General features: G+C 59.9%; 19 protein-coding genes and 1 tRNA gene. 7 read left to right on the top strand and 13 right to left on the bottom strand.

All coding sequences use genetic code 11. The annotated features are described in order from the left end of the window. Positions 1 to 4: 4 nt before the first annotated feature. Complete coding sequence (gabD, locus tag ACZ9W6_RS13230; protein WP_465191626.1) at positions 5 to 1,465, bottom strand: NADP-dependent succinate-semialdehyde dehydrogenase; 1,461 nt, start codon at positions 1,463 to 1,465, stop codon at positions 5 to 7. A 73-nt stretch (positions 1,466 to 1,538) separates the two neighbouring features. Beyond that, a complete protein-coding gene (gene gabT, locus ACZ9W6_RS13225; RefSeq protein ID WP_465191625.1) occupies positions 1,539 to 2,804 on the bottom strand; it encodes a 4-aminobutyrate--2-oxoglutarate transaminase in 1,266 nt (421 codons plus the stop codon). A 242-nt stretch (positions 2,805 to 3,046) separates the two neighbouring features. Between gabT and ACZ9W6_RS13220 the strand changes: the two genes are divergently transcribed. Then, positions 3,047 to 3,529, top strand: coding sequence for a pilus assembly FimT family protein (locus ACZ9W6_RS13220; protein WP_465191624.1), 483 nt, complete (start codon positions 3,047 to 3,049; stop codon positions 3,527 to 3,529). Further along, positions 3,517 to 3,933 (top strand): type IV pilin protein, encoded by a 417-nt coding sequence (locus ACZ9W6_RS13215; protein WP_465191623.1) that lies wholly within the window; start codon positions 3,517 to 3,519, stop codon positions 3,931 to 3,933. Before ACZ9W6_RS13220 ends, ACZ9W6_RS13215 begins: the two co-directional genes overlap by 13 nt. Positions 3,934 to 3,987: 54 nt before the next feature. On the opposite strand, the gene ACZ9W6_RS13210 is transcribed toward ACZ9W6_RS13215, so the two are convergent. From ACZ9W6_RS13210 to wrbA, 3 genes are all read right to left on the bottom strand, one after another. Further along, positions 3,988 to 4,959 (bottom strand): TerC family protein, encoded by a 972-nt coding sequence (locus ACZ9W6_RS13210; protein WP_465191622.1) that lies wholly within the window; start codon positions 4,957 to 4,959, stop codon positions 3,988 to 3,990. 167 nt (positions 4,960 to 5,126) lie between these two features. Then, complete coding sequence (locus ACZ9W6_RS13205; protein WP_465191621.1) at positions 5,127 to 5,528, bottom strand: NUDIX domain-containing protein; 402 nt, start codon at positions 5,526 to 5,528, stop codon at positions 5,127 to 5,129. Then, positions 5,525 to 6,118, bottom strand: a complete 594-nt coding sequence (gene wrbA, locus ACZ9W6_RS13200; protein WP_465191620.1) for an NAD(P)H:quinone oxidoreductase — start codon at positions 6,116 to 6,118, stop codon at positions 5,525 to 5,527. Before wrbA ends, ACZ9W6_RS13205 begins: the two co-directional genes overlap by 4 nt. Positions 6,119 to 6,177: 59 nt before the next feature. On the opposite strand from wrbA, the gene ACZ9W6_RS13195 reads away from it, so the two are divergent. Continuing rightward, a complete protein-coding gene (locus ACZ9W6_RS13195) occupies positions 6,178 to 7,386 on the top strand; it encodes a YihY family inner membrane protein (RefSeq protein ID WP_465191619.1) in 1,209 nt (402 codons plus the stop codon). Here ACZ9W6_RS13195 and ACZ9W6_RS13190 read toward each other — a convergent pair. The 4 genes from ACZ9W6_RS13190 to ispB all read right to left on the bottom strand — a co-directional run bounded on the left by ACZ9W6_RS13190 (position 7,317) and on the right by ispB (position 9,374). Next, positions 7,317 to 8,174: a DUF3025 domain-containing protein gene (locus ACZ9W6_RS13190; RefSeq protein WP_465191618.1), complete on the bottom strand. Its 858-nt coding sequence runs from the start codon at positions 8,172 to 8,174 to the stop codon at positions 7,317 to 7,319. The two genes, ACZ9W6_RS13195 and ACZ9W6_RS13190, sit on opposite strands and share 70 nt — an antisense overlap. Continuing rightward, a complete protein-coding gene (locus tag ACZ9W6_RS13185; RefSeq protein ID WP_465191617.1) occupies positions 8,174 to 8,299 on the bottom strand; it encodes a hypothetical protein in 126 nt (41 codons plus the stop codon). Before ACZ9W6_RS13185 ends, ACZ9W6_RS13190 begins: the two co-directional genes overlap by 1 nt. Positions 8,300 to 8,353: 54 nt before the next feature. Next, positions 8,354 to 8,428, bottom strand: a tRNA-Arg gene (locus tag ACZ9W6_RS13180). A 16-nt stretch (positions 8,429 to 8,444) separates the two neighbouring features. Next, a complete protein-coding gene (gene ispB, locus ACZ9W6_RS13175; protein ID WP_465191655.1) occupies positions 8,445 to 9,374 on the bottom strand; it encodes an octaprenyl diphosphate synthase in 930 nt (309 codons plus the stop codon). Positions 9,375 to 9,600: 226 nt separating this feature from the next. On the opposite strand from ispB, the gene rplU reads away from it, so the two are divergent. From rplU to ACZ9W6_RS13155, 4 genes are all read left to right on the top strand, one after another. Next, positions 9,601 to 9,912 carry a 50S ribosomal protein L21 gene (gene rplU / locus ACZ9W6_RS13170; RefSeq protein WP_465191616.1) on the top strand — a complete coding sequence of 104 codons (312 nt, stop codon included), beginning with the start codon at positions 9,601 to 9,603 and terminating at the stop codon, positions 9,910 to 9,912. 13 nt (positions 9,913 to 9,925) lie between these two features. Further along, complete coding sequence (gene rpmA / locus ACZ9W6_RS13165; protein WP_465191615.1) at positions 9,926 to 10,201, top strand: 50S ribosomal protein L27; 276 nt, start codon at positions 9,926 to 9,928, stop codon at positions 10,199 to 10,201. A 167-nt stretch (positions 10,202 to 10,368) separates the two neighbouring features. Beyond that, positions 10,369 to 11,556 carry a GTPase ObgE gene (gene obgE, locus ACZ9W6_RS13160; protein ID WP_465191614.1) on the top strand — a complete coding sequence of 396 codons (1,188 nt, stop codon included), beginning with the start codon at positions 10,369 to 10,371 and terminating at the stop codon, positions 11,554 to 11,556. A 165-nt stretch (positions 11,557 to 11,721) separates the two neighbouring features. Then, positions 11,722 to 12,732 (top strand): GGDEF domain-containing protein, encoded by a 1,011-nt coding sequence (locus ACZ9W6_RS13155; protein ID WP_465191613.1) that lies wholly within the window; start codon positions 11,722 to 11,724, stop codon positions 12,730 to 12,732. Here ACZ9W6_RS13155 and ACZ9W6_RS13150 read toward each other — a convergent pair. The 4 genes from ACZ9W6_RS13150 to ACZ9W6_RS13135 are packed head-to-tail and all read right to left on the bottom strand — an operon-like array spanning position 12,721 to position 15,638. Beyond that, entirely contained in the window at positions 12,721 to 13,443 is a 723-nt protein-coding gene (locus ACZ9W6_RS13150) for a LytR/AlgR family response regulator transcription factor (RefSeq protein WP_465191612.1), read from the bottom strand. The genes ACZ9W6_RS13155 and ACZ9W6_RS13150 overlap by 12 nt on opposite strands. Then, positions 13,443 to 14,477: a sensor histidine kinase gene (locus ACZ9W6_RS13145; RefSeq protein ID WP_465191611.1), complete on the bottom strand. Its 1,035-nt coding sequence runs from the start codon at positions 14,475 to 14,477 to the stop codon at positions 13,443 to 13,445. The genes ACZ9W6_RS13150 and ACZ9W6_RS13145 overlap by 1 nt, the downstream gene beginning before the upstream one ends. Before the next feature lies 1 nt (position 14,478). Next, on the bottom strand, positions 14,479 to 15,183 hold the full coding sequence (locus ACZ9W6_RS13140; RefSeq protein ID WP_465191610.1) for a LiaF transmembrane domain-containing protein: 705 nt from the start codon (positions 15,181 to 15,183) through the stop codon (positions 14,479 to 14,481). Beyond that, on the bottom strand, positions 15,180 to 15,638 hold the full coding sequence (locus ACZ9W6_RS13135) for a hypothetical protein (RefSeq protein ID WP_465191609.1): 459 nt from the start codon (positions 15,636 to 15,638) through the stop codon (positions 15,180 to 15,182). The genes ACZ9W6_RS13140 and ACZ9W6_RS13135 overlap by 4 nt, the downstream gene beginning before the upstream one ends. Between the last annotated feature and the right edge of the window lie 152 nt (positions 15,639 to 15,790).

The raw sequence follows: 15,790 nt of genomic DNA, 5'->3' as shown, positions 1-15,790 counted from the left end.
TGATTTAGCGGTCGATACCGCCCAGCAAGACGTACTTGATCTCCAGATAATCCTCGATACCGTATTTCGAGCCTTCACGGCCGAGGCCGGACTGCTTCACGCCACCGAACGGTGCGGCTTCGTTGGAGAGGATGCCGCTATTCACCGCCACCATGCCGTACTCGAGGCCTTCGGATACGCGGAAGATGCGGCCGATATCACGGGCGTAGAAGTAAGACGCCAGGCCGAATTCGGTGTCATTGGCCATCTGGATTGCTTCTTCCTCGGTCTGGAAGCGGAAGATCGGTGCCAGCGGGCCGAAGGTTTCTTCCTTGGCGACTTTCATTTCCGGGGTCACGCCGGTGATCACGGTCGGCTCGAAGAAGCTGTGGCCCAGCGCGTGGCGCTTGCCACCGGCGATCAGATTGCCGCCTTTGGCCAGGGCATCGGCGATGTGCTCTTCCACTTTGGCGACGGCATTCTGGTCGATCATCGGGCCTTGGGTGACGCCGGCTTCGAGACCGTTGCCGACTTTGAGTTTGGCGACAGCGACGGCAAACTTCTCGGCGAAGGCATCGTAGACGCCGTCCTGTACCAGCAGGCGGTTGGCGCAGACGCAGGTCTGGCCAGCATTGCGGTATTTGGAAATGATGGCGCCTTCTACGGCAGCGTCCAGGTCGGCGTCGTCGAACACGATGAAAGGCGCATTGCCGCCCAGCTCCATCGAGACCTTTTTCACGGTGTCGGCACACTGGGCAATCAGCTTGCGGCCAACCTCGGTCGAGCCGGTAAAGGAGAATTTCTTCACTGTGTCACTGCCGGTCAGCACGCTGCCGATATCGGTTGAGCCGCCGGTCAACACCGAGAACACACCGGCCGGAATGCCGGCACGTTCGGCCAGTACGGCAATGGCCAAGGCCGACAGCGGCGTCTGGCTGGCCGGACGCACCACCATCGGGCAGCCGGCGGCCAGCGCCGGGGCCGCCTTGCGGGTGATCATGGCATTCGGGAAGTTCCACGGGGTGATGGCGGCGGTAACGCCGATCGGCTCCTTGGTCACCAGAATGCGCTTGTCGGCGCCGGTGGACGGGATGGTGTCGCCGTAGATGCGCTTGGCCTCTTCGGCATACCACTCGATGTAGCTCGCGCCATAGGCGATTTCGCCCTTGGCTTCCGCGAGTGGCTTGCCTTGCTCGCTGGTGAGGATCACGCCGAGGTCATCCTGGTTGGCCATCATCAGGTCGAACCATTTGCGCAGGATGCCGGCGCGCTCCTTGGCGGATTTCTTTTTCCAGATCTTGAACGCTTCGGCAGCGCCGGCGACAGCGCGCTCGGCTTCGGCGCGGCCCATTTTCGGTACATGGGCGATGATTTCGCCGGTGGCCGGATTGTTGACCGGAATGGTCTCGCCGTTATCGGCATCCTGCCACTGGCCATTGATATAGCACTGCTGACGCAGCAGCGACGGGTCTTTCAGGTTCAGCATGGTGTTGTCCTTGTCATGGTTGCGGCCAACGTTGCCGGGGCAAGGTTGGCCGCAGAGTCAGGCGAGTTCAGGCTCAGGCCTTGATGGCGGCAACCAGCTTCTGCAGGGCTTCTTCGAACACCGCATCCTCGATGGTCAGCGGGAACAGGAAGCGCACCACATTGCCGTAAACGCCGCAGATCAGCAGGATCAGGCCGACTTCCAGCGCCTTGGTCTGCACTTTCTTGGCGAAGTCCGGATCGGCATCATGGCTGCCGGCCTTGTTGAATTCGACGGCAATCATCGCGCCCGGGCCGCGTACTTCGGCAATTTGCGGAATCTCGGCTTTCAGGCCGTTCAGGGTTTCTTTCAGCTGGCCGCCGAGCTGATTGGCGCGCTCCAGCAGTTTTTCTTCCTGGATAGCGGCAATCACCGCCTTGGTCGCGGCCAGTGCCAGCGGGCTGCCGGCATAGGTGCCGCCAAGGCCGCCTGGTGCCGGCGCATCCATCACTTCAGCGCGGCCAACCACGGCAGAAATCGGGAAACCGCCGGCCATGGACTTGGCCATGGTCATCAGATCCGGCGCGGCATCGTAGTGTTCCATCGCGAAGAACTTGCCGGTACGGGCAAAGCCGGCCTGCACTTCGTCGGCAATCAGCAGGATGCCGTGCTGATCACACAATTTGCGCAGCGCGCTGACCCACTCGGCCGGAGCCTGGTAGAAACCGCCTTCGCCCTGCACTGGTTCGAAGATGATGGCTGCCACGCGGCTGGCTTCGATATCGTATTTGAACAGTTTTTCCACGCTGGCGATGGAGTCTTCAACCGATACGCCGTGCAGCGGATTCGGGAAAACACCGTGATACACATCCGACGGGAACGGGCCGAAACCGATTTTGTACGGCGCAACCTTGCCGGTGAGTGCCATGCCCATCAGGGTGCGGCCGTGGAAGCCGCCGCCAAAGGCGATGATGCCGGGGCGGCCGGTGGCGGCGCGGGCAATCTTCACCGCGTTTTCGACGGCTTCGGCGCCAGTGGTATAGAAAGCGGTCTTCTTGGCAAAGTTGCCGGGCGCCAGCTGGTTGATCTTTTCGGCTACCTCGATGTACAGCTCGTAAGGCACTACCTGATAGCAGGTGTGGCTGAATTTGTTCAGCTGCTCGGCCACTGCGGCCTGCACCTTGTCATGCAGATGGCCGGTATTCAGTACGCCAATGCCGCCGGCAAAGTCGATGTAGCGCTTGCCTTCGGTATCCCAGATTTCCGCGTTTTTCGCGCGTTCGGCGAAGAAGGAACACATCACACCCACACCGCGTGGTGTGGCGTTGGCTTTGCGCTGCATCAGGTCTTGCGGGTTCATGATTTCTCCTTGCCGTGTACGAGGGGTATGTCAGCCATTCTAGGCATGGTGTTTAGTATATGGCTACATGTGAGTGAATTATTAAACACAAAAGGAGGTTGGCAGACTGGTGAAAATGACAGACGTGCAACAAACAATAATGCCATTTGAATTAATGCCGCATTGATGCTATCCCGAAAGTCGGGAGGATAATGTCAATGGGATTGTGTCGGGGTTTCACCTTGATTCAGCTGATGGTGGTCATGGCCATCATCTTTTTGCTGCTGTGGCAGGTCATGCCGGACTGGCGTGCCACATCGCGACAACAGCAGGCGACGCAGCTGGCCAACCGTTTTGTCGCCTTATTGCAAAGAGCGAAAAGCGAAGCGGTACTCCGACAGCAGTCGGTGCATGTCTGTGCGGCCAACCTCAAGCTCAATCGTGATCTGCAAGGCTGTCTGGGTGCTCCGCGGCGCAATGGCAGCTGGCATGTGTGGGAAGAGGGCGTGCTGGCTTTCATCGATAAGCCTACAGGCCGGCCGGCGCGTTACGACTCGAAAGAAGCCATGCTGCAGTTGCCACTGGAGCAGGCGGTAATGCATGTCTCGGAGCAGCAGTTTGCGGTGCAGGCCAATGGCCGGCTGGCCAGTCAGGTCCGGTTGAGTGTCAGGCATGCGGATGGCAGCTGCTGGCAGTGGCGACTGATCAATGCGATGAGACTGGCGGAGGAAACATGCAGCGCATGAAAGGTGCCAGCCTGCTGCAGTTGCTGACCGGAACCTGCTTGCTGTTGCTTCTTGCGGCGGCAGCCGTGCCGGCTTACCAGCAATATGTCTTGCGTAGCCGGCATAGCGAGGTGGTGGGGATGTTGCAGCAGAATGCATTGTTTCTGGAGGCACATTACCAGCAGCATGGCAGCTACAAGTCGACGCCGACGCTTTGGCCGGTGTTGCCTTATAGCCAGAGTGGCACGGCAGGCAATGCTTACCATATCGTCTTTGGCAGTACGCCACGCAACACCGATGAAGGTTATTTCCTGCTGAAGGCCAATAGCGCGGATGGCGAGTGGGAGCTGTCACTGACGCAGACGGGAGTACTCAAGCGTTGCCAGATACAGTCCGGGCAGGAGAGTTGTGTGATCTGGCAGTAGAGGGGCGTGAAAAAAGCCGGCCAAGGGCCGGCTTTTTTGCCTGAAGAAAACCGCTTATTCGGCTTTTTTCGGGAACATCAGCGAGGCAACTACCGAGCCGGTAATCACCAGGAACACCACCGCCAGCGAGAGATGCGTCGGGATGTGATAGAAGCCGTACATCAGCAGCTTGACGCCGATGAAGCTCAGCACGATGGCCAGGCCATAACGCAGCAGGTGGAAGCGGTCAGCCACATCAGCCAGCAGGAAGAACATTGCACGCAGACCCAGAATCGCGAAGATGTTCGAGGTCAGCACGATGAACGGATCCATGGTGATCGCGAAGATGGCCGGGATGCTGTCTACTGCAAACACCACGTCCGACAGCTCGATCATCACCAGCACCAGGAACATCGGCGTGGCGTAGCGCAGACCGTTTTTCATCACGAAGAAGGCTTCACCGTGATACTCGTCAGTCATGCGGATGCGGCTGCGCAGGAATTTCAGCAGGCCGTTATTGGCCAGATCTTCTTCTTCGTCTTTTTCCGGCAGCATCATCTTGAAGCCGGTAAACAGCAGGAAGGCACCAAAGATATACAGAATCCAGCTGAATTCCTTAACCAGTGCGGCACCAAGGAAGACCATGATGGTACGCAGCACGATGGCACCGAATACGCCGTACAACAGCACGCGGCGCTGGAATTCGACCGGCACCTTGAAGTAGGCGAAGATCATCAGGAAAACGAAGATATTGTCTACCGCCAGCGATTTTTCGATCACATAACCGGTAAAGAACTCGAGTGCCTTCTGGTCGGCAATTTCCTTGCCATACGACGGATCATTGGCCAGATACCACCACAGCCAGCCACCAAACGCACAAGCGACAGAGACCCAGATCACCGACCAGGTGGCGGCTTCCTTGATCGATACTTTGTGGGCGCCATTCTGTTTCAGGGCAATCATGTCGATGAAGATCATGATCAATACGGCAATGAAGAAAATGCCGTAAAACAGTGGCGATCCGATATTCGGATAGACCGTTTCCATATTGTGTTTCTACTCCTTGTATTAATGGGGCCAAGCCGGGTACGGCAATACTCGGCCTTGCATGGCGTGCGTTGTCATTGTCGCCATCAGACAAACCGCATTTTGACCGTGTTATTGAATTTAGGTTCCTGTGGCTCGCCAGTCTTTTTCAACATAGTACGCAGGTTTCAGTTGTGCTGGCTGTTGCCGGTGCTGACAAGATCAAGCCAGTGGGCAAGTTGCGGATGCAGCCGGGTGACGGGGATGTCCTGCAAACGGGATCGCGGCAGCCGCTGCATGCTGGCGACTTCGTGATTCGGCTGGAAGTCACCATCGTAAATGCCGTGATACAGCTGGCAGTATTCATCTACCAGCCATAAGGTTTCGCCGGCATGCAGATCACACTGGATGCCCAGCTCCTCTTTCAGCTCACGCTGTGCGGCGCTGTCGACATCTTCGCCGTCGTCAACGCTGCCACCGGCAGCAAAATCCCAGCAGCTCGGATAATCCTCGTCGTCGTGGGCGCGTTGCTGCAGCCAATCGTTGCCTTGCGAGTCTTGCAACACAATCAGCACGGCGCTGACTTTCATGCTGCCAACCTTTTGGCCAGCTCGGCAAGGCGCTTGCCCTGTGCCAGCGCCAGCTGCTTTTCTTCGTCGCTCAGCTGCGGCTGTTTCTCGTTGGCCGCTACGTGGGTGACGCCATAGGGGCTGCCGCCGCTACGGGTGTGGTGCAGCGCCTGTTCGGTGAAGGGCAGGCCGGCAATTACCATGCCGTGATGCATGAGCGGAATCATCATGCTGAGCAGGGTGGATTCCTGGCCGCCATGCTGGGTGCTGCCGCTGGCAAACACGCAAGCCGGTTTGCCGCTCAAGGTGCCTTGCATCCATTGCGGTGCGGTGCCATCCAGAAAGTATTTCATCGCGGCGGCCATATTACCGAAACGCACCGGGCTGCCCAGGGCGAGACCGGCACAGTCGGCCAGATCCTGTGCCTCGACATAGGGTGCGCCGTTGTCCGGTACGGACGGGGCGGTGGCTTCGCAGACGGTCGAGACTTTGGGCACGGTGCGCAGGCGCGCGCGGCAGCCGTCCACGCTGTCGATACCGCGGGCGATCAGACGGGCCAGTTCGCGCGTGGCGCCATGCTGGCTGTAGTACAACACCAGAATCTCGTGCATTGTCATTCCTATCGGTTAACATCGGGTTTGCCAGATTCTAGCCTGAAGATCGGAGTCCCGTGACGCTTCCCCATCGCCGCCTTGGCGGCTTTTTGCAATTTGTCGGCCGCCGGATTGCGCAGCAGCGCGTGCTGCAGATTGCCGGCAGTCTGACCTTCACTACCTTGCTGGCGCTGGTGCCCTTGCTGACCATCGCGCTGACGGTGATGTCGGCGTTTCCGGTGTTTTCCGATTACAGCAGCCGCTTCAAGGTGATGCTGCTGTCTACCCTGGTGCCGGAGTTCGCCGGCAAGGTGATTACCGTCTACATGCGGCAATTTGCCGATAATGCCGAAAAACTGACGGCCGCCGGCATCGTGATGCTGGGCGCCACCTCGCTGATGCTGATGGCGACGGTCGAGCGCACCTTCAACAGTATCTGGGGGGTGCGGCGCAAGCGGCCGTGGCTGCAGCAGAGCATGGTGTACTGGACGGTGCTGACGCTGGGGCCGCTGGCATTGGGTGGTGGTCTGCTGGGCTGGCGCATGCTGTTCAAGCTCACTCACGTCGAGCGGGTTTCACCCTTGCTGGATCAGGCGCTGCAGTTTGCCGGCGGCATGGCGCTGACCACGCTGGTACTGGCGATGCTGTTCCGCATCGTGCCCAATTGTTATGTGCCGCGCCGCCATGCCTTGCTGGGTGCCTTTGCCACCGCGGTGTTGCTGGAGCTGACCAAACGCCTGTTCGGCTATTACATCGACGAGATTGCCAGCTATCAGCTGGTGTATGGCGCCTTTGCCAGCTTGCCGGTCCTGCTGCTATGGCTGTTTTGTCTGTGGCTGGTGGTGCTAACCGGTGCGGTGCTGACCGCCTCGTTTTCTTACTGGCAGGGCAATGCCTGGCAAAGACGCGTCGAGCCGCGCCGGCGCTTTCTGGATGCGGTCGAAGTGCTGGTGTTGCTGGATGAGGCGCAGCAGGCCGGCAAGGTGATGCGGCCGGAGACGCTGCGCGAACAGGTGCTGGTGGGCTATGACGAGCTCGGCCATGTGCTGGACAGGCTGGCCGAGGCCGGTTTCGTGCAATGCGGCCAACGTGAGGGCTGGGTGCTGACCCGGCGCGCCGAGAACATACACCTCGCCGATATCTTCCGCCTGTTTGTCTACCGGCCGGAGCTGAAAGTCTGCGATGACGATATCGCTGCTGGGATGGCGACGCTGTTTCAGCCGATGATGGGCGAGCTCGAGGCGGTTTCGGTCGCCGACTTCGCGCGACGACTGGCGCGGAAGTAATCGGTATTGCCATAAAACGCCGGGTCGGCATTGTCCGGCCACCAGCCGGGGATGCCCAACAGTGGCAGCGGCAGCAGCTCGCGCGGCTTGCCGAGAAAGTCTGCCGTTGCCAGCGCTGCGGCCAACTGCTGGTCGAGTGCATCAATCTGCTTGGCCGCATTCAGAGCAAAGAATGAAGCCGCCACCGGCATCAGCAGCGCCTTGCCGCACCAGCCGATATGCATGGCAAGGCCTTGTTCCAGCAGCGCGTGGCCTATCACATGGCCGCTGATCTGCTTGCCCCAGGCGGCACGATTGCTGACAAACAGCGTTTGCCAGTCCATCTCGCGCAGTGCCTGTGCCAGTGTTTCATCGCAATAGGCAATGACGATGCCGCACTCGTCCAGCAAGGTGCCGGCATCGCGTACCGGGCCACGTACCGCCTCGTCACCCTCAATGGCCGCCACCTGCCGCCCATTCATCGCCAGCTTGCTGCGCGGCCAACTTACCCAGCACAAGGCATTGAACCAGTCGTGCCAGTTGTCGCCACGGGTTGGGACTTCGCCGGTCGCACCGATGTGCATCTCGTAGTACAGCTCAGGGTCGGCATCGCGCACAAAGCGCTGTCTGGCGGGTAAAGGTTGGCCGCAAGCCCGTGCATGATCGGCCAGCCGGTCAAAGTCGGCCTGTTGCGGCCAAGTCTGGCACTCGGCCGCCTCACGCCAACGCGCAATCGACTGGTACAGCGGATGTTCGGGCCAGGCCGAAAAGGTCTTGGGCAGGGCGGCCAGTGCCGTGCGCTTTTGCATTACTGCGCGGCGCTGGCGCTGGTGTCGGCCGGGGTGTCGCTCGCCGGCTTGGTGTAATGGTTGATGGCAACGGCCAGTACCACACCGATAACAGCCAGCAGGGTCAGTCTTTGCAGCAGATTCATTGTGTTTGCTCCGGGAATGCAAAACGCCACCGGGTTGGTGGCGTTGTGACAGGGTGGCGCCCCCGACAGGAATCGAACCTGTAACTGCCCCTTAGGAGGGGGCCGTTATATCCATTTAACTACGGAGACAGCCGTCAAATCTTGATCAGGCGTTGCGCTGTACCGACAACAGCGCCAGCTCGGCCATGGCCTGCTTGTACTCGCTGTCCGGCAGTTGGGCCAGAGCTTGTACCGCACGCTCGGCTGCCTGTTCGGCTTGCTGGCGGGCGTAGTCCAGCGCGCCGCAGGATTGTACCGCGTTCATTACATCTGTAAAGCGCTCGCGGTTACAGGCTTGCAGTGCTTCGCGCACGGTCTGGGCGGCATCGGCACTGCCATGACGCATGGTGTAGATCAGCGGCAGGGTGACCTTGCCCTCGGCCAGGTCGTCACCGAGGCTCTTGCCGATGGTGGCAGCGTCGCCGCTGTAATCGAGTACATCATCGATGATCTGGAAGGCGGTGCCCAAGTGCATGCCGTAATCGGCCAGCGCCTGCTCCTGCTCGGGGGTGGCAGCCGAAATCAGTGCGCCAACGCGGGTGGCCGCCTCGAACAGCTTGGCTGTCTTGTACTGGATGACCTGCAGATACTGCGCTTCGCTCAGATCGGTATCCCCGATATTCAGCAGCTGCAGAACCTCGCCCTCGGCAATGATATTGGTGGCATCAGCCATCACTTCGAGGATGCGCATATTGCCGCTGGACACCATCATCTGGAAGGCGCGGGTGTAGAGGAAGTCCCCGACCAGTACGCTGGCCGCATTGCCGAACATGGCATTGGCGGTTTCACGGCCACGGCGCATGTCCGACTCGTCCACCACATCATCGTGCAGCAGGGTGGCGGTGTGGATGAATTCGATCATCGCGGCCAAGGTGTGCAGATGCGGGCCGTCGTAGCCCATGGCGCGGCCAGCCAGCAAGGTCATCACCGGGCGCAGACGCTTGCCGCCGGCGGAGATGATGTATTCGGCAACCTGACGGATCAGCACCACATCCGAATGCAGACGGGTACGGATAACCTGGTCGACTGCCTGCATATCGGCGGCGGTCAGAGAGCGGAAGAGCGGCTGAGAGGACATTGCTACCGGTTCATCTTTCGGTTGGGAAACCGCGCGATATTAGCAAAACGCAAGGTTGGCCGCCACGGCAAACCACATGCATGGTGCCTGATGCAGGGAAATGTTGACACCAATCAGTCACTTGCGTATATTCGCGAGTTCTCCGCGCACCCTGCGCGCAGAAAGATATTTAGGAGCTATACGAATGTATGCGGTCGTAAAAACCGGCGGTAAGCAATACAAAGTTGCCGTTGGCGAAAAACTCAAAGTAGAACAGATACCTGCAGACGTCGACAGCCAAATCGTACTGGAAGAAGTATTGATGGTGGTTGAAGGTGATCAGGTAACTGTAGGTACTCCGGTTGTTGCCGGTGCCAAAATCCAGGCTACCGTGGTTGCCCATGGTCGTGGCGAAAAGGTTCGCATCTTCAAGATGCGCCGCCGCAAGCACTACCAGAAGCGTCAGGGTCATCGTCAGAACTACACCGAAATCCGCATCGACGCGATTTCCAAGTAAGGAGTAAACAGACATGGCACACAAGAAAGCAGGCGGTAGTTCCCGCAACGGTCGTGATTCTGAAGCCAAACGCCTGGGTACCAAGGTATACGGCGGCGAGCTGATCCCGGCTGGTTCCATCATCATCCGTCAGCGTGGCACCCGTTTCCACGCCGGTGAAAACGTTGGCATGGGCAAGGATCACACCCTGTTCGCCAAGGTTGACGGCTACGTGAACTTCGCGGTTAAAGGCGCTGCCAAGCGCAAGACCGTATCCGTTGTTCCGTACACCGGTGCAGACGCCGAGTAATCTCGCGTCAGGCAGAAAAAGCCCTATCAAGCGATAGGGCTTTTTTGTTTATAAACTGATAGACATTGACAGCCTTGAAGGCGTGAGGCGCAAGCGGCTGCGGCCAACCTTGCGACGCAAGCGGCCGCTTGCGCCTGACTCCTTGGCTGAGTGAATGGGAGACAAGCATGAAGTTTATTGATGAAGCCCGCATCGAAGTGCGTTCGGGCAAGGGCGGTAATGGTTGCTGCAGTTTCCGTCGCGAGAAATTCGTACCGCGCGGCGGTCCGGATGGTGGCGATGGTGGCCGTGGTGGCGACGTGATTGCCGTGGCTGACGAAAACATCAACACCCTGGTGGAGTACCGTTTCGTCAAGAAATACCTGGCCGAGAATGGCGAGAACGGCCGTGGTGCCGACTGCTACGGCAAGGGCGGCGAAGACATCCGTCTGCGTTTCCCGGTGGGTACCCAGATTTTTGACGGCGACAGCGAAGAGCTGCTGGCCGACCTCACCCATCACGGTCAGGAAATCATCCTGGCCAAGGGTGGCAAGGGTGGTCTGGGCAACATCCACTTCAAGAGCTCGGTCAACCGTGCACCGCGCCAGTTCACCCGTGGCGAAGAAGGCGATATCCGCAATCTGCGTCTCGAGCTGAAAGTACTGGCTGACGTGGGCCTCTTGGGCATGCCGAATGCCGGCAAGTCCACCTTCATCCGTGCGGTCTCTGCCGCCAAGCCGAAAGTGGCTGACTATCCGTTCACCACCCTGCACCCGAACCTGGGTGTGGTGCGTATGGATGACACCTCGAGCTTCGTGATTGCCGATATTCCGGGCCTGATCGAAGGCGCGGCCGAAGGCGCGGGTCTTGGCCATCGCTTCCTCAAGCACCTGTCGCGTACCGGCATCCTGTTGCATCTGGTCGACATCGCCCCGTTCGATCCGGATGTCGATCCGGTGCGCGAGGCGCGTGCCATCGTGGATGAGCTGAAAAAGTACGATGACGAGCTGTACAACAAGCCGCGCTGGCTGGTGCTGAACAAGGTCGACATGCTGCCGGAAGACGAGCGCGAGCTGACCGTTTCGGCCTTCCTCGAGGCCTATGGCTGGCCGAAGGTGACTGCCGACGACCGTTTCGGCTTCGACATGAATGCACCGCGTCACTTCGTGATCTCCGGTCTGACCGGCGAAGGTACTCGCGACCTGGTATTCGCGATGAAGGAATACCTCGATGTGCTGCGCGAAGCCGAGCGCAAGGCCAAGGAAGCCGCCGAAGCCGAAGCGCGTGCTGCCAAGCTGGCGCGAGCTGCCGAACTCGGTGCAGGCAAGGTTGCCGAGCCAGGCAGTGTGGTGATCCAGCCGACTCAGGGCGAGTAATCCCGCTCTGGCAGTTTTGACCCGAAGGCAAGCAGAAATGCTTGCCTTTTGTCATGGGTAGTCAAGACCGGCTTGGGGAAAATGTCTGGCCTTGACGATAATGATGGGCAGGGCGATAACAGGCAGTAATGCAGATTGACCGACTAAGCGGGGCCAGCCATCAACATGACCGAAAAATACCAGGACAATACGGCATTGAAACTGTCGGTCATGCAGGGCATCAGCAGCGTGATGGCAATGATTGTCACTGCGGCGGCAATGGTGAACCTGTTTGCGTCGAAGGACTATCTGTTTGCCAGCATCGAGCTGCTGTATGTGGCGCTGTGTCTGCGGACGTCGTATTGCCTGCGCGAGGGGTTGCCGGTCAGTACGCTGATCAAGGCGAATATGGCCGGCCTGGTGCTGATCGTGTTGTACGGTATTGCGACCACCAATCTCAAGTCAGGCCTGATTTTTACCGCTTTTGCCTTGCCGGCAGTATTCCACGTCTTTCTGTCCCTGCCTCTTGCTGCGTTGGCCTCCGGCCTGCTGGGCCTTTGTGCCGCTTTGCTGATCATGTACAAGAGCAACTGGCAGGCAAGCTTTGTGTTGTTCAACTTCCTCGCCGTGTATCTGTCCATCTGGGCGGTCAGCCGCGTATATGAAAAGGCGCGGATAGAGATTTACGAGCAGCTGAAATTCAATGCGCTGCACGATGCGCTCACGGGTGCCCTGAACCGGCAGGCGCTGATCCAGGATTTTGCCTTGCTGGCCAGGCGGCAGGACGGTTATGCGCTAATGCTGGATATTGATTACTTCAAGCGGATCAATGACAGCTATGGTCATTTGGCGGGTGACGAGGTGATCCGTCATCTGGTCAGCACCGCCCTGCAGCTGCATGACAAGGGGCTGGTTTATCGTATCGGTGGCGAGGAGTTCCTGTTGCTGCTGCCGGATAGCTCATCAGCACAGGGAATGGCATTGGCCGAGCGTTTGCGAGCCAATGTCGAGCAGGCGGTCTGCCAGTATGCCGGGCAGAATCTGCCTTATACCGTCAGTATCGGCGTGGCGGCATGGGTGGCGGATGAGAAACTCGAACAGCTGCTGCATGATGCCGACGATGCCTTGTATGCGGCCAAGCGCGGCGGTCGCAACCGGGTGGTGGTGCATGCCGACTTGCCGGTCTCACTCCCATAAACCGCGCAGTTTCTCCAGCCCGCTACGCGATACCGGCACCTGGCGGCCACTGGCCAGATAAAGCGACTGGCTATCCTTGCTGTGCCGCTCCAGCCGGCTGACCTGCTGCAGATTGACTATCCACGAACGGTGCACCCGCACAAAGCGCTGCGGATCAAGCTGCTGTTCGAGCTCGGCCAGTCGCTGGTGCTTGAGGTGGCAGCGCCCCGCACAATGAATGCCGATATAGTCGTCCTGCGCCTCGATACATTCGATCTGCTCCAGCGCCAGTACATGAATCTGTTCGCGCTCGCGCACCACCAGCCGCTCCAGTTGCGGTCTTGTTTGCTGACGTAGCGCTTCCAGCGGCGCTTCGGCTCGGGCCAGCGCCCGTGCACGCTGGATGGCGCTGTCAAAACGCGCCTGACTGAATGGCTTGAGCAGATAGTCGACCGCCAAGAGATCAAAGGCGCGCATCGCATGCTGGTCATAGGCGGTGGTGAAAATCACGCCATGACGGCGGCCGCTGACTTCCAGCACTTCCAGCCCCGACAGCCGCGGCATATTGATGTCGAGCAGCACGAAGTCAGGTTGCAACTCGGCAATCAGCCGCGCCGCCTCAAGACCGTTATCGCATTCGGCGACAATCTGCAGATCAGCATGCGCTTTAAGGTATTCGACGAGCAGGCGGCGCGCCAGCATTTCGTCATCGGCAATCAGCACAGTCGGCATCACGTCTCCAGAGGTAAGCGGATTTCAACGGCAAAACGTTCATCCTTCTTGTCGGCCGTCAGCAAGGCACGTTCGCCATAAGATGCGGCCAACCTGGCGCGCACATTGGCAATACCGGTGCCGGTGCCCGGAGTGCCGGCATGGGTGGCCGGATTGTCCAGCAGCAGATACAGCCAGCCATGTGCCGACGCTATCTGCAGGCGGATCTCGCCATCATTGCCGGCTTGCAGGCCGTGTTTGATCGCATTCTCCAGCAAGGGCTGCAGCAGCATGGGCGGCAAGTTGATGTCCTCCGGGTTGGCCGCAAGCTGTTCGGCAAACTGCAGGCGCTCGCCAAAACGGTAATGTTCAATCGCCAGATAATGGCGGCACAAGGTCAGCTCTTGCGCCAGCGTGATGCGCTCCAGCCCGGCCAGTTGCAGGGTGTGGCGGTAGAAGGTGGCCAGCGTCAGGGTCATCTCGCGCGCGGCGGCGGCATCAAAGGCGGTCAGCGCACTGATGGCATTCAGGCTGTTGAACAGGAAGTGCGGGTTGATCTGCAAACGCAGCATGACCAGCTCGGCCTCGCGGGCATGCAGGCGGGCCTCGGCCGCCAGCTGTTCGGCACGGCTGGCGCGTGACACCGCCTGCAGCGCATCAGCCAGCAGCAGGGCGAGCAGATAGAGCATGGCCGCCAGTAACCACAGGGCAATATTGTCGGCCAGTGTCAGTTGTACCAGCCCATCCGGCAGCAGGCTGTTCCAGGCCTCGGCCAGCAGTGTCAGCGCGCTGGCCACCAGGGCGGCGGCGCTCAGGTAATTCAGCGCGATGCGTGCTGGCTGGTCGCGGCTGGCCTGCATCGCCCGGCTCAGATAAGTGGCCGATGGCAGGCTGCTGGCCAGCAATACCGACAGCGGCAGTGCAAACAGCGCGGCCCGCGACAGGCTGGCGCTGAGGCCCAGCTGCCACAGCAAGAGGGCGAGGATCAGGCCACCAAGCAGGCCGCCGGCGGCATACCAGCGCAACAGGGTGAAGTTACCGGAGAGCAGTGTCATTTCAGTTGCGGATCTCGATGCCGCTCATCAGCATTTCACCGCGCAGAACCAGCAGCTTGTTGCCATCGCGTGGCGGTGTGCTCTTGTTTTCGACGGCCCCCATCACCGGTGCCAGCGCGATCTCGACCTGCCAATCGGGCGGAATGCGCAGCTCCAGCCCGGCCAGCATCATTTCCACTTTCAGTTCGGCCTTGCCGTTCAGCTGCGCCTCACGCAGGTCCAGCTTCAAGCCGCTCATCACCAGTGACAGCTCGCCGCCGGTAAAACTGTCGCGGTCGCTGCGCAGCTCGCTGCCCGACATCAGCAATTTGCCGCGAATCTCCTTGCCCGCCTCACTTGCCTGAAACCAGTGCTCGCCAGCCTTGCGCTCAGCGGGGGCTTTGCGCGGCAGCAGCAACATCAGGCCGGCGTAGATCAGGAAGATCGGCCACCACTGCTGCAGGCTGAAGCGCAGCACGCCATTGTGATCCAGCGTCATCAAGAGGCCGAGGCCGAACAGCAGGCCGGCGCTGAGTTTGCGCCGCAGCGGGCCGCCTTTGGCCAGCAGCAGGCCGCCGAACAGCATGAACATCAGTGGCCAGAACGGTTGCTGGCTGAAGCTGCCGATTACGCCAAGATTATTCAGCAGCAACAGGCAGCCGCCGGCGATGATGACGAGGCCCGCCAGCAGGCGTTTGCGCGCGGCGGTGGCGTATGCCGGTCTCATTGCTCGCCCTCGCTGTTGACGCGCACGCGGATGCCGCCGGCAGGCAGCAGGACACCAAGGCCGAACAGGATGATCAGCAGAGGCCAGCTATTGGCAAAAGTCAGGCCGGCCAGCTGCTGCAGGCAGGTAAACAGCCAGGCCGCCAGCGCCACTCGCACAAAGCCCTTCCATAGGCCGCGAGCATCACGCCGGCTGAACCAGTGCGACAGGCCGGACAGCAACAGCAGAGCGGCAAACAGATGGCCGATGCCGTAGTCGGCCACGCTGCCCGCCCATTGCGGCCAACTCAGAAAAGGCAAGAGGTCGAACTGGTGCAAGAGCAAGAGACTGCCGGCCACCAATAGCACCAAGCCCCAGAAGCGGCGCAGGCGCTGATGGCGTTGCGGATGACGTTGGCCGCAAGACAGGTGCTTGTGCGGGTGATGGCAGGCGGACTGATAGTCAGGTGAGGACATGGGCGGCTCCGGCAGCAGGATTGAACATGATCACAACATATCTGTTGCCGGGCAAGTTGTCGTGGCGCTTTCGGTGAATGCCGCCGCTGCTTCGGCGAGTGCCGCCAGGCTAGGGTATTTTGTTGGCAATAGCGGGCGGGATGGCTATGCCT

The organism is Vogesella lacus (genome assembly GCF_979366295.1).
The sequence above is the reverse complement of the archived record's forward strand: the minus strand, read 5'-3'. Positions and strand labels throughout refer to the sequence as shown.